Raw genomic sequence first — 11,797 nt, 5'->3', positions numbered from 1 at the left:
ATCTGAGCCAGGATCAAACTCTTGAGTTCAATCTCTGTTTTGAAACATTTCTGGCTGTTCGCAAAATCAATCTCGTCGAAACGATCTTGATTATTACGTAAGCCCTTGACCCTCAAGTCAAATGCCTACGCTTATCGGTTGTATCTTGTTAAAGAGCGTTTGCTTCTTCAGACCCACTCCGCTAAACTAATCCGTTTCGCTTCGTTTTTGTCTGCGTCAGCAGCAGAGAAGCGAACTATACGCACCCTCCCCGAACCCGTCAACACCTCCCCCGCAAAATTCCGCTACTTTCCGCACCAACACGCCTAAGTCGCTGATCTGTAATATCTCCGCAACACCCTCTTTTTATCGCTTCCCAACCAAAACCCGCGCCAACTCGCACGCAGCGAAAGATCGCGCCCTGCAAAAAACCGAGAAAACCTCAAAAACCAGGCAAAACGCCCCGCAAGCGGGGCGTTCAATCGGTGTTTCAGCCTGGTCGAGCTTGCTACCCCACATATCTATATATGTCATTCACTGGGCAGCTGCTGTGTCCGGCGTGTTCAATCCTGCTTGCGATTGCTGCCCGCCACCATACGGTACTCAAACAGGCGGCACTCCAGGGCGCCGTTGAACAGCACCGTGCGCTTGCTGGCAGAAAGCCGTATCAACTTGGCCAAGCGCAGGTCCGCCGTGAAGTAATACGCCCGCCAGCCAGAAAAGCGCTGCTTGAGCGCATGGCCCAGCATGGGGTAGAGCGCATCCAGCCAGGTCTGCTCCTCCAGCCGTATGCCATAAGGGGGATTACACACCATCACCCCATGCTCGGTGGGCGCACTGCGCTCCAGCGCATCGGCCTCTTCCAGCACCACAGCATCGCTCACACCGGCCGAAGCCAGGTTGGCCCGTGCTGCCATCAATACATCCGGCGTATCGTCGCTGCCATAGATATGCGTCACGGCTTCCGGCTGCTCGGCTGCCAATGCCTCTTGCTTGAGCTGCGCCCACAGCGCGGCATCAAACTGCTTGAGTTTGGCAAAGGCAAACTCACGCCAGCGGCCCGGCGCCATATGGCGCGCCATCATGGCAGCCTCCACCAGAAAGGTGCCGCTACCACACATGGGGTCCAGCAATGGCTCATCCACCTTCCAGCCAGTCAGCCGCAATATGCCGGCGGCCAGGTTTTCGCGCAGCGGCGCATCCCCTGTCTCCCGCCTATAACCACGCTTGAACAGCGCCTCGCCACTGGTATCGAGATACAGCGTCATTTGCCGCTCGGTCAGAAAGACATGGATGCGCAGATCCGGATTGGCCGTATCCACACTGGGGCGCTCGCCGCACTGGGCACGGAAAGCATCGCAAACGGCATCCTTGACCTTGAGGGCAATGAAATCCAGGCTCTTGAGCTTGCAGCCCACGCCAGTCACAGCCACCTTGATGGTGCGCTCCACCCCAAACAGCTCTGGCCACTCCAGCGCACGGGCAGCCTTATAGATATCGTCTTCGCTGCGGTAGGACTTGTCCACCAGCCGCCACAGGATGCGGCTGGCGATGCGGCTATGCAGGTTGGCCCGGTACATCAGTGTCCAGTCGCCATGAAAAGCCACGCCACCGTCGGTAGGGGCGATACCCAATGCACCCAGTTGCGCCAGCTCTTCAGCCAGCACGCCTTCCAGTCCGCGAGGGCAGGGGGCGAAATAATGGAAGACTTGTTTCATGTAGGGTGTCCGAAGGCTAGGGTTTACAGCGGCGGCAAGGCATTGCGCTGCTGCTTGGTTAGTTTGGCGCGCACCAGGCAGTATGACTGGCGCAATAGATCCTGTAATACATCGGCACCCAGGGTGGCGGGGCTATCCAGCCTTATCCAGTGGTGCCGTGCCAGATAAGGCGCGGGCTGGATACCAGGCAGGTCAGTCAGCTCCAGGAAGCGTTCGTCTGCCACCTTGAAGGACACGCCGGTCGATAGGGCAGGATTAGCGCACTGGACGCAGAACATCTTGCCACCCACCGACCACACCTGATCGACCTGCCATTTGATATCGCCCGTGGCGCCGGGCAGGCTGGCACAGAAGGTTGCTACGTCATCATGCGTCACGATAGTCCTCCCATGCCATCAGCCAAGGGGTGTCACCGCCCCCGTGCGGCATCAAGCCGGCGACGGGTCTGGGTAATCATAGGAGCCCAGCGCTCGCTCGGCCGCTTCTTGTAGGTGCACAAGGTCAGCTCACTCGGCGCAAAGGCATTCAGATTGTGGGTCAAGGGCGTCGTGATCAAATACTGCGCTTGGGTAGCCTTGAGGAAAGCACCCACCTTGTCAATATTCAGCACATCCAGGTGAGCGAAGGGCTCATCGATAAAGACAAAGCCAGAGGGATTGGATTCATCCATCATCAGGCCTATTAGCAGTATCAAGGATTTCATCACCTGCTGGCCGCCCGAGGCCTCACCATCGTTCAGGCCCATCAGGCCCTTCTGGTCAAAATCGAAGCGTACGGTCAGGCCGGCATTGGCCAGCGCCGCATCATCATTCTCCAGATGGGGCGAGTCTACCTCCACCGAGATACCGGACAACTCACCCAGCCGGCGGATGTTCTGGCTGTAGGCACGCACGGTCGCGCGCAGCTTGTTGATGTAGGCGCCACGGGCATCGTCGGTCAACTCACGCGCGCGGGCCACCTCGCGGCCCCGGCTTTCCGTCTCCCCCAGCAGGGCGGCGTAGTCCTGCTCTATCTTTTCACGCAGCTCCAGCACACTGGCATCCCGCTCCCAATCACCGTGCTCCATGCGCTCCTGCTGCCTATGTATCTCGTGGCGGACAGCCTGCACCGAGCCCCATTCCTCCTTCAGCGCGGGCAAGCCCGACTTACTGACGCCCTCCGCCTCCAGCGCCTCGCTCAACTGGCGTGCCTCTTCGATCTGGCGCGTTTGCTCGGCCTGGCGCAGCTGCACCTGGTTAAGCAGCTCGCTAACCTGGCGTGCCAGGCCATCCCGCACATCGCGCACACGCTGCTCCTGCAGCCTGGCCTCCATGGCCAGCTTACGGGTGCTTTCTTGCTCGGCCTGCTTGCTGGCCAGCTCGCCCCCCAAGCGCTGGGCTTCGGCCTGCAGGCCGGGCAATACCTGCTCGGCTGCGGCAAACTCGTCCTGTCGGGCAGCCAGCTGCTGTATGGCGTCCATGCCGGCCAGTTGCAGCTGCAGGCTGGCAATCTGCCGTCCCACCTCCACCGCCTCGCCCTCCCACACCAGCACCTGCTGGTTCAGCTCAAACAAACGACGGCTTACCTCATCCAGCCGCGATTTGCGGGCTGCCTCACCAAAGGCATGGTCGCGCACATCCACGCCAATAAAGCGGGCGCCACGGCGCTCCTTGTGAAAGCCCTCACGGGTAATCCAGTCGCCCTGCACACCTGCGCCGGCTTCCACCGACTTGACCCGCTGCACATTGTTGAGCTGGCGGGTAAGCCAAGCCGGTGCATCCGCCTTGAGCGCAATGATTTCCAGCACCGAGCCCGGCACCGCCTTGGGTGCCGCCTCGCAATCAGGCACGATAAAGTGTCGATACTGCAAACGCTGGCCTATCTGGAATGCCGCCTGCTTGTCCGACTCCCTCCCCAGCAACACCAGGTGGCGGTACGGCGCCAGCATAGCCTCCACTGCCGTCTGCCAGCTGTTGTCACGCACTTCCACGATATCGGTCAGCAACTGGTGGGGAATGCCGGCCTCATCCAGCGCAGCCCGCATCTCACGGACAAAACGCTCCGCCGGCTGGCGCCCCTGCTGCAAGGCAAACTGCAGCTCGGACAGCTGCTGCCGCTCATCCTTGGATGCCTTCACCTTGCCGTCCAGCTCAGCCTTGTGGCCACGCAGCCTGCCCAGCTGGTCAGCCAGCTCCACCGCATCCGTGCCGGATTCCGCCTCAGCCAGGGCCTTGAGCTTGTCACGCTGGCTCAATACTTTCTCGGCATCGCGGGCATCGGCCCCCACGCGCTGAAAGGGCTCCCACAGCGCCTTGTAGGCCGCATCGGCAGCCTGCTCGGCCGACTGCATGGTCGCCACATCCGCCTCCAGCCTGCGTGCCTCGGCATCGCTGCGAGCCAATTCATCCTCGCGCACCTTCAAGGCCCGACGCACGCCCTTGTACTGGTGGATATAGCCCCACATGGAATCCCACGATTCCAGATAGCGCAAACCTGGCAATACATTCTTCTCCAGCTGCGCCACTTCACGCTGCATGCCCTGCCATTCCAGATAGCGGTTGGCACGGCCCTTCATCTGCTCCACCTTGGCACCCAAGCCATCCAGCTGTCGGGTCAGCTCAGCCAGTTCCTGCTCGGCCTCTTTCTGCTCGGTCTTGGCCTGCTGGTAGTTGTCCAGCACCTGCTTGTCGCCAAAAACCTGGAACACCAGGTCCAGCAAAGCCTTGGGGCTGTACTCGCACAGCTTGTCGGTATCCCCCTGCTCCAGCGCCAGCACCTCGGCAATGGCGCGGGTCAGCCCCGCCTTTTCCAGGTCCAGCTTGTACTCGCGCACACCACGCCACTCCAGCTGTGGCTCGGTGTCGGCATCCAGCTCCACCTCGCCCGGCATGATCGCGTACTGCCGCAGCCAGTCCCCCCCTTGCTTCTTCACCCGGCAGAACAAGGTCACCTTGTCATTGGTGATGGGGAAGAACGGGTAGGGAAACAGATCGCCGTTGTCGCGCCGCGGGTTGTCCACCACCCCTCGTAGCCAGGCCGTCGGCTCGGTGTTGTTGCGGACATAGCGCTTGTAATCGCGTCGGCCGGAGCACGGCAGGGCCAGCAGGGTACGCAAGGCATCCAGCAGCGTGGTCTTGCCAGAACCATTCGGCCCCACAATGGTAACGATCTGGGCATCCAACGGAATTTCTATGCTCTGCCAGAAATCCCAGTGGCGCATCTCAAGCTTGCGGAATTGAAACATCGTGACGGGTTGTCCTGGTAATTACTCGGGGGCCGCGTCGGCTGCGCGACGCTTGAGCACTTCGCCCAGCGCGCCTTCGATCACGCGGGGGGCCAGGCTGGCATAGTCCAGCATCAGGTCCAGCAGCGGCCCCTCCAGGATCACCTTGTTGCGGCGCTCGATAAAACCCAGCCGGGCCAGCTGGCCAAGGTTGGTATTCATACGGGTCTTGCCGCCCAGCTTCTCGCGAAAATCGGCATACAGCGCATCCTCCGGAATGCCGACCGAGACATCCTCGCCCTGCGCCAGCGGCTTCTCTGCCCCGAACATATCGCTCTGCCCCTCGCGCTCCTTCTCGGCGCGCGCAATCTGGCGCTCACGCTTGGGCAATATGATGCGTGCCCACAGCACCACCAGCAGGGCGATTGCATCACGCGGCAAACCCATATTGTTGGATAGCCAGGTATCGCCATCGCCAAATACAAAGGCATTCATATCATCAGCCAGGGCAACAGCCAGGTACTCGGCATACGGATTTTCCAGCAGCACCAGGCCCACCTCGGCCAGCCGGTGATCCAGGCTGCGGCGAAAATCCTCATCCACCAGCGCGCGTCGCGCCAGCGGGTCGTTGCGGGGAATAAATCGGTGCGCGATCAAGCGGGCACTGAGGATGGACAGGGCGTTATCCATGTCTTGCGTCCTGTTCGTCAGTTGGTAGGCCGCAACTCGCCACGCGAGATGCTGGCCACTTCGGGATGGTCCACGGCCACCACCTCGCCGCTGGCTTGCAGCGACAGCGGCAGCTTGACGATATCACCCACCACGCTGGCATCCAGCTCGGCTTCGGCATCGCCCAGGAGCGAAAGCAGGGAGAGACGGTAAGCCGTCTCGGTATAGGTATCGGCCAGCGCCACCGACTGGATATCAGATGGTCCACCCAGCTGCGCCAACAAGGCATGCAGCGCCTCGGCCTCGAACAACCGTTCGGCTTCGGGTGCGGCCACACCGGGCGCAGCACGCTTGTCCGGCAGGGCGGCCGTGCTGGCCAGCATGCGCTCACGCTCCACCAGTTCGAACTCAGCGATATCCACCATCTCCGGCCCAGTCAGAAAGGACGGTTGCGGTGCGTAGTGCAGCATGCCGCTGGCAAGGCTGACCAGCTCGGTCTGGCTGGCCGTACGCAACCATTCGCCGATATCGCTGGAAGTCAGCCCCGACTGCCCCAAGTGCACGCGCTGCGACTGCAGCTGATTCAGGCGGCGCTGGAAACTGCCCGTCAAGCGCAGCAGCCGCGACTGCGCCATGGCGATGGACTGCGCCTGGTCCAGGGTCCGGCGCGACAAGGTCTCGTCAGACAGCAGGGTATGCATGACTTCCGTCCCCTTCTGCACCCAACGAAACACCGCCTCCAGACGCTGCTGGGCCTTACGTATCTGATATTCCGATTGCGACTCCAGCGCCTCCTCAAAGGCCCGGTGCAATTCGTTAAGCCGGGCCAGCAAATGCTGCAAGGTCTCGCCAGACACCCGCCCCAGCTGCTGCTGGCCAGCCGCCTGGGCTGTCAGATAACCCAATTCGGCATCCTCGTCGGCAAACGCCAGCAAGGTAGACAAGGCCGACAAGGCCACCCGGCCCGCCTCGGCTATCTGGTACAGGCTCTCATCGCCGTCCCACAGCAGCAAGCCATTCTGGCGCAAGCGGGTCAGCACGGTATCAAGCTTCACCGGGTTCACATAGGCAAAATGCGCCTGCAGCTGCTGCGGCGACCAACGCGGCTCATGCCCCCGGGCGCCTATCTCGCGCAGCACCAGCAGCCGCACCAGCACCTGCTCCTCATTGCCATGGAACAGCGTGATAAATGCATTGAGCAATTCGCGCGCACGCAGCAACTCCGCCAAGGGCGGCAGATCAAGGGGGTTGATATTGCTGGCGAAGAAGTCGGCTAAGCGTTCATCAGACACGGGGCGATGGTTCTCGTCTTCTCGTTATGCCGGGGCGATAGCAAAGCGCCGCCCCGTTACCGGGACGGCGCACCTGCATCAGGACTTGGTCGGATCGTAAGGCTCGTGCAATGCCTCGGCCTCGGTCGGCGCAGCCTCCACCCGTTGCGGGCGGGTCGCTTCCAGGTAATCCATGATGGCCCAGGTCAGTTGCTGCGTACCTTCGCCGGTCAGGCCGGAGATGGTAAACAACCGGCGCGCCAGCGGATCCAGCGGTGCCATCGGATCATAAGCATCGCGCGGCCAGCCGAAGCCTGTCAGGAAAGCCTCGATGCGCGCCTCGCGCTCACCTTCCGGCACCATGTCCAGCTTGTTCAGCACCAACCAGCGCGGCTTGTTGTATAGCTCCTCGTCATACTTGCGCAGCTCTTCGACTATCGCTTGCGCTTCGCGCACCGGGTCGGTCTCTTCGCTGAAGGGCGCCAGGTCCACGATATGCAGCAGGATGCCAGTACGCGACAGATGCTTGAGGAAGCGGTGACCCAGGCCTGCGCCTTCGGCCGCACCTTCGATCAGGCCAGGTATGTCGGCAATCACGAAGCTACGGTTATGGTCGATACGCACCACGCCCAGATTGGGCGCCAGCGTGGTGAAGGGATAGTCCGCCACCTTGGGCCGCGCAGCCGAGACCGAACGGATAAAGGTCGACTTTCCGGCATTGGGCATGCCCAGCAGGCCCACATCAGCCAGCACCTTCAGCTCCAGCCTGAACTCGCGCTGCTCGCCCTCTTCACCATGGGTGAACTTGCGCGGCGCGCGGTTGGTGGAGGTCTTGAAATGCAGGTTACCCAAACCGCCCTTGCCGCCTTTGGCGATCAAAACTTGCTGACCGTCATGGGTCAAGTCGGCGACGATCTCGCCGGTCAGGTTGTCGCTGATGACGGTACCTACCGGCATGCGCAGGAAGATATCGTCTGCCCCCTTGCCGTAGCAGTCGGCGCCTCGGCCGTTCTCACCGTGCTTGGCACGGTACTGCTTCACAAAGCGGTAATCGACCAGGGTGTTGATATCCTTGTCGGCCACAGCCCAGATGCTGCCGCCTTTGCCACCGTCGCCGCCGTCGGGGCCGCCACGCGGCACAAACTTCTCGCGCCGCATACTGGCAGAGCCATTGCCGCCTTTGCCAGCGATCACTTCAATGCGGGCTTCGTCGATAAATTTCATGGGCAGGCGATTCCTAGTGGTTGGGCCTTGGCCTGGGCTGCCCGCAGGGCGGGCAACATGGGGTGCAAACGAAAAAGCCCTATCTTATTGAGATAGGGCTTCAATTTTAAGCGAAACGCCCGCCGGGCGCCTCGCTTACCGGCAAGGCTTAAGCCTCGACGCCGGTGTAGGGCTCGACCACAACGGTCTTGCGCTTCAGCGCGCCCTTGACCACGAACTTGACGTAACCGTCGACCTTGGCGAACAAGGTGTGATCCTTGCCCATGCCGACGTTATCGCCTGCGTGGAAACGGGTGCCGCGCTGACGGATGATGATCGAACCCGCAGGGATCAATTCACCACCGTAAACCTTGGTACCCAGTCGTTTCGACTCTGAGTCGCGGCCGTTACGCGAACTACCGCCAGCTTTTTTATGTGCCATGTTTCAGACTCCTTGCTTACTTGACGATGGCGTCGATGCGAATTTCAGTGAAATTCTGACGATGACCTTGGCGCTTCTGGTAGTGCTTACGGCGACGCATCTTGAAGATGCGAACCTTTTCGCCACGACCGTGGGCTACGACAGTAGCCTTGACCGTTGCGCCAGCAACCAGGGGGGTGCCAACCGAAACCGCTTCACCGTCCACCACCATCAGTACTTCTTCAAGCACGATTTGGGCGTCGATGTCGGCGGCAATCTGTTCTACTTTCAATTTTTCGCCGATGGCAACTTTGTACTGCTTGCCACCGGTTTTTACGACCGCGTACATAGACTGGGCTCCTAAATAGTAACTCCCCGCGCAGGACGCAGGGAGCCGCGCAATATACGCAAGCCAGCGATTTTGGTCAAGTATTCATTGACTTGCAGTGCATATCCCGGCACCACAGCCACACCACTAGCCGCACTACGGCCAACGCCCCGCCCCCCGCTCGGCTATAATCGTGCGGTTTTGGTCTCCGCCGGCAGTAAGCCCATCGTGTCCATAGAATTCGTCAAATCCGTCATCGCTGCCGATATGCAGGCGGTGGATCAGATCATCCGCGAGCGCCTGCATTCAGAGGTCATCCTGGTACGCCAGGTCGCCGAGTACATCGTCTCCTCCGGCGGCAAGCGCCTGCGCCCCGCCCTGGCCCTGCTGTCCGCTGGCGCCCTGGGCTACCAGGGGCAGCACCATCGCGAACTGGCCGCCGTGGTGGAGTTCATCCATACCGCCACGCTCTTGCACGACGACGTCGTCGACGAGTCCAGCCTGCGCCGCGGCCGCGACACCGCCAACGCCCTGTTCGGCAATGCCGCCAGCGTGCTAGTGGGCGACTTCCTGTACTCGCGCGCCTTCCAGATGATGGTCGGCGTCAACGACATGCGGGTAATGCAGGTACTGGCTGACGCCACCAATGTCATCGCCGAGGGCGAGGTGCTGCAGCTGATGAATATCGGCGATGCCGATCTCGATGAAGCCGCCTACCTCAAGGTCATCCGCTACAAAACCGCCAAGCTGTTCGAGGCCGCCGCACGCCTGGGCGCCTTGCTGGCCAAGTCGGACGCCGCTACCGAGGACGCCATGGCACGCTATGGCATGCATCTGGGCACCGCCTTCCAGATCGTCGATGACGTGCTCGACTACTCGGGCGATGCGGGCGAGATCGGCAAGAACCTGGGGGACGACCTGGCCGAGGGCAAGTGCACCCTGCCGCTGATCCACACCATGCGCCTGGGCACCGCCGAACAGGCCGATGTAGTTCGCACCGCCATCATCCACGCCCAGCGCGACAACTTCCCCGCCGTACTGGCAGCGGTACAAGGCAGCGGCGCACTGGCAGCCACCATGCTGGCCGCCCGCGCCGAGGCCGCACTGGCACTGGAAGCCATCGCCGGCCTGGGCGACAACCCTGCCACCCAGGCACTGCGCGCACTGGCCGACGTTGCCGTGGAACGCAGCAGCTGATTGCCTGCCGCCCAGGTCTTTACAGACCGCGCCTGCATCGCCATAATGCGCGACTCACTCGGGGTGTAGCTTAGCCTGGTAGAGCGCTACGTTCGGGACGTAGAGGCCGGAGGTTCGAATCCTCTCACCCCGACCAGGTATCAAAAAAGCCGATGCACTCGCATCGGCTTTTTTATTTTGCATCCCACTCCAACACTACCCCTGCTCGCCCTCAGGCACCCGATTCGGGTAAAAGCAAAAAAAATCCCGCCGACCCAAGGGCCACTGGCGGGAAGAGGAGGAGGAAATGGTTCGTACTACAAATCTAGTACGATTGAACAAATCTTAGACTGAAAATTAAATTCCTGCAAGGCAGAGATATTTCACTTCCAGGTAATCTTCCATACCGTGACGTGAGCCTTCACGCCCCAGACCGGACTGTTTGACGCCGCCAAACGGCGCCACCTCGGTAGAGATCAGGCCGGCATTGGCGCCCACCATGCCGTATTCCAGCGCCTCGGCCACCCGGAAAACCCGGCCCAGATCGCGCGAATAGAAGTAGGCCGCCAGGCCAAACTCGGTATCGTTGGCTCGTTCGATCACCTCTTGTTCAGTCTCGAATTTGAACAGCGGCGCCAGCGGGCCAAAGGTCTCCTCACGCGCAACCTTCATATCGGCCGTCACATGGCTGACGATGGTAGGCTCAAAGAAACTCTGGCCCAGCGCATGGCGCTTACCGCCCGCCACCAGCTTGCCACCCTTGGCCAGCGCATCGGCGATATGCTCCTCAACCTTCTCCACCGCCTTCATGTCTATCATGGGCCCTTGCGTCACACCGGCCTCCAGGCCATTGCCGACCTTGAGCTTGGCCACGGCTGCCGCCAGCTTCTCGGCAAACGCCTCATACACACCGGCCTGCACATACAGACGGTTGGCGCAAACGCAGGTCTGACCGGCATTGCGATACTTGGAAGCAATCGCCCCCTCCACCGCCGCATCTAGGTCAGCATCGTCAAACACGATGAACGGCGCGTTACCACCCAGCTCCAGCGACACCTTCTTGATAGTGGGTGCACAGGCAGCCATCAGCTCGCGGCCGATTTCGGTCGAGCCGGTAAAGCTCAGCTTGCGCACGATGGGGCTGGCCGTCATCTCGCCGCCTATCTCCTTGGCCGAACCGGTCAGCACGCTGAATACCCCGGCCGGAATACCGGCCCGGTGGGCCAGCTCCGCCATGGCCAGGGCCGACAGCGGCGTCTGGGTCGCCGGCTTGATCACCATGGGGCAGCCCGCCGCCAGGGCGGGGCCGGCCTTGCGGGTAATCATGGCCGAGGGGAAGTTCCACGGCGTCACCGCAGCCGTCACGCCTATGGGTTGCTTGATCGCCAGCAGGCGCTTGTCGGCCCAGGGCGAGGGAATGGTTTCACCGTAGACCCGCTTTGCCTCCTCGGCAAACCACTCGAAGAATGACGCCGCATAAGCAATCTCGCCCTTGGCCTCGGCCAGCGGCTTACCCTGCTCGGTCGTCAGGATCACCGCCAGATCATCCTGATTGGCCAGCATCAGCTCATACAGCTTGCGCAGCAGGGTGGAACGCTCCTTGGCACTCTTGGCCTTCCAGGCCGGCCAGGCGCGCTCTGCAGCCTCGATGGCGCGGCGGGTCTCGGCCGTCCCCATCTTGGGCACATGCGCAATGATCTCGCCGGTGGCCGGATTGTTCACGGCGATCTTCTCGCCGGAGTCCGCGTCCAGCCACTGGCCGTCGATATAACACTGCTGCTTGAGCAGGCTCGGGTCTTTCAGGTTCAGCATGTCGATCTCCAACGCAAG

Annotated in this window: 10 protein-coding genes and 1 tRNA gene; 2 read left to right on the top strand and 9 right to left on the bottom strand. The window is 61.5% G+C overall.

Going from position 1 to position 11,797, the window contains the following annotated elements:
* Positions 1–542: 542 nt before the first annotated feature.
* The 8 genes from QWZ03_RS18750 to rplU all read right to left on the bottom strand — a co-directional run bounded on the left by QWZ03_RS18750 (position 543) and on the right by rplU (position 8,812).
* Positions 543–1,697 (bottom strand): THUMP domain-containing class I SAM-dependent RNA methyltransferase, encoded by a 1,155-nt coding sequence (locus QWZ03_RS18750; RefSeq protein ID WP_290334126.1) that lies wholly within the window; start codon positions 1,695–1,697, stop codon positions 543–545.
* Positions 1,698–1,720: 23 nt separating this feature from the next.
* Positions 1,721–2,074 carry an MmcQ/YjbR family DNA-binding protein gene (locus QWZ03_RS18745; protein WP_284195771.1) on the bottom strand — a complete coding sequence of 118 codons (354 nt, stop codon included), beginning with the start codon at positions 2,072–2,074 and terminating at the stop codon, positions 1,721–1,723.
* Between the two features lie 32 nt (positions 2,075–2,106).
* On the bottom strand, positions 2,107–4,920 hold the full coding sequence (locus QWZ03_RS18740; RefSeq protein ID WP_290334125.1) for an AAA family ATPase: 2,814 nt from the start codon (positions 4,918–4,920) through the stop codon (positions 2,107–2,109).
* Positions 4,921–4,941: 21 nt separating this feature from the next.
* Positions 4,942–5,589, bottom strand: a complete 648-nt coding sequence (locus tag QWZ03_RS18735; RefSeq protein ID WP_290334124.1) for a hypothetical protein — start codon at positions 5,587–5,589, stop codon at positions 4,942–4,944.
* Between the two features lie 17 nt (positions 5,590–5,606).
* Positions 5,607–6,860, bottom strand: coding sequence for a hypothetical protein (locus tag QWZ03_RS18730; protein WP_290334123.1), 1,254 nt, complete (start codon positions 6,858–6,860; stop codon positions 5,607–5,609).
* Between the two features lie 78 nt (positions 6,861–6,938).
* Positions 6,939–8,063, bottom strand: coding sequence for a GTPase ObgE (obgE, locus tag QWZ03_RS18725; protein WP_308446988.1), 1,125 nt, complete (start codon positions 8,061–8,063; stop codon positions 6,939–6,941).
* Between the two features lie 148 nt (positions 8,064–8,211).
* Positions 8,212–8,484 (bottom strand): 50S ribosomal protein L27, encoded by a 273-nt coding sequence (gene rpmA / locus QWZ03_RS18720; RefSeq protein WP_284195767.1) that lies wholly within the window; start codon positions 8,482–8,484, stop codon positions 8,212–8,214.
* A 16-nt stretch (positions 8,485–8,500) separates the two neighbouring features.
* Positions 8,501–8,812, bottom strand: coding sequence for a 50S ribosomal protein L21 (gene rplU / locus QWZ03_RS18715; RefSeq protein ID WP_184198959.1), 312 nt, complete (start codon positions 8,810–8,812; stop codon positions 8,501–8,503).
* A gap of 207 nt (positions 8,813–9,019) precedes the next feature.
* On the opposite strand from rplU, the gene QWZ03_RS18710 reads away from it, so the two are divergent.
* Positions 9,020–9,988, top strand: a complete 969-nt coding sequence (locus QWZ03_RS18710; RefSeq protein ID WP_308447584.1) for a polyprenyl synthetase family protein — start codon at positions 9,020–9,022, stop codon at positions 9,986–9,988.
* Positions 9,989–10,047: 59 nt separating this feature from the next.
* Positions 10,048–10,124, top strand: a tRNA-Pro gene (locus QWZ03_RS18705).
* Positions 10,125–10,324: 200 nt separating this feature from the next.
* On the opposite strand, the gene gabD is transcribed toward QWZ03_RS18705, so the two are convergent.
* Positions 10,325–11,779 (bottom strand): NADP-dependent succinate-semialdehyde dehydrogenase, encoded by a 1,455-nt coding sequence (gene gabD / locus QWZ03_RS18700; protein ID WP_284195766.1) that lies wholly within the window; start codon positions 11,777–11,779, stop codon positions 10,325–10,327.
* Positions 11,780–11,797: the final 18 nt, after the last annotated feature.

Origin of the sequence: Chitinimonas viridis (genome assembly GCF_030409555.1) — a bacterium.
Classification (GTDB): Bacteria; Pseudomonadota; Gammaproteobacteria; order Burkholderiales; family Chitinimonadaceae; genus Chitinimonas; species Chitinimonas viridis.
Note: the sequence above shows the minus strand (reverse complement) of the source record. Positions and strands in the feature narration are given on the sequence as shown.

What these genes read in the sequence shown, in the direction of transcription:
- QWZ03_RS18750 (WP_290334126.1), bottom strand. Translation starts at nt 1,697, where the DNA reads ATGAAACAAGTCTTCCATTATTTCGCCCCCTGCCCTCGCGGACTGGAA.
- QWZ03_RS18740 (WP_290334125.1), bottom strand. Translation starts at nt 4,920, where the DNA reads ATGTTTCAATTCCGCAAGCTTGAGATGCGCCACTGGGATTTCTGGCAG.
- QWZ03_RS18735 (WP_290334124.1), bottom strand. Translation starts at nt 5,589, where the DNA reads ATGGATAACGCCCTGTCCATCCTCAGTGCCCGCTTGATCGCGCACCGA.
- obgE (WP_308446988.1), bottom strand. Translation starts at nt 8,063, where the DNA reads ATGAAATTTATCGACGAAGCCCGCATTGAAGTGATCGCTGGCAAAGGC.
- rpmA (WP_284195767.1), bottom strand. Translation starts at nt 8,484, where the DNA reads ATGGCACATAAAAAAGCTGGCGGTAGTTCGCGTAACGGCCGCGACTCA.
- rplU (WP_184198959.1), bottom strand. Translation starts at nt 8,812, where the DNA reads ATGTACGCGGTCGTAAAAACCGGTGGCAAGCAGTACAAAGTTGCCATC.
- gabD (WP_284195766.1), bottom strand. Translation starts at nt 11,779, where the DNA reads ATGCTGAACCTGAAAGACCCGAGCCTGCTCAAGCAGCAGTGTTATATC.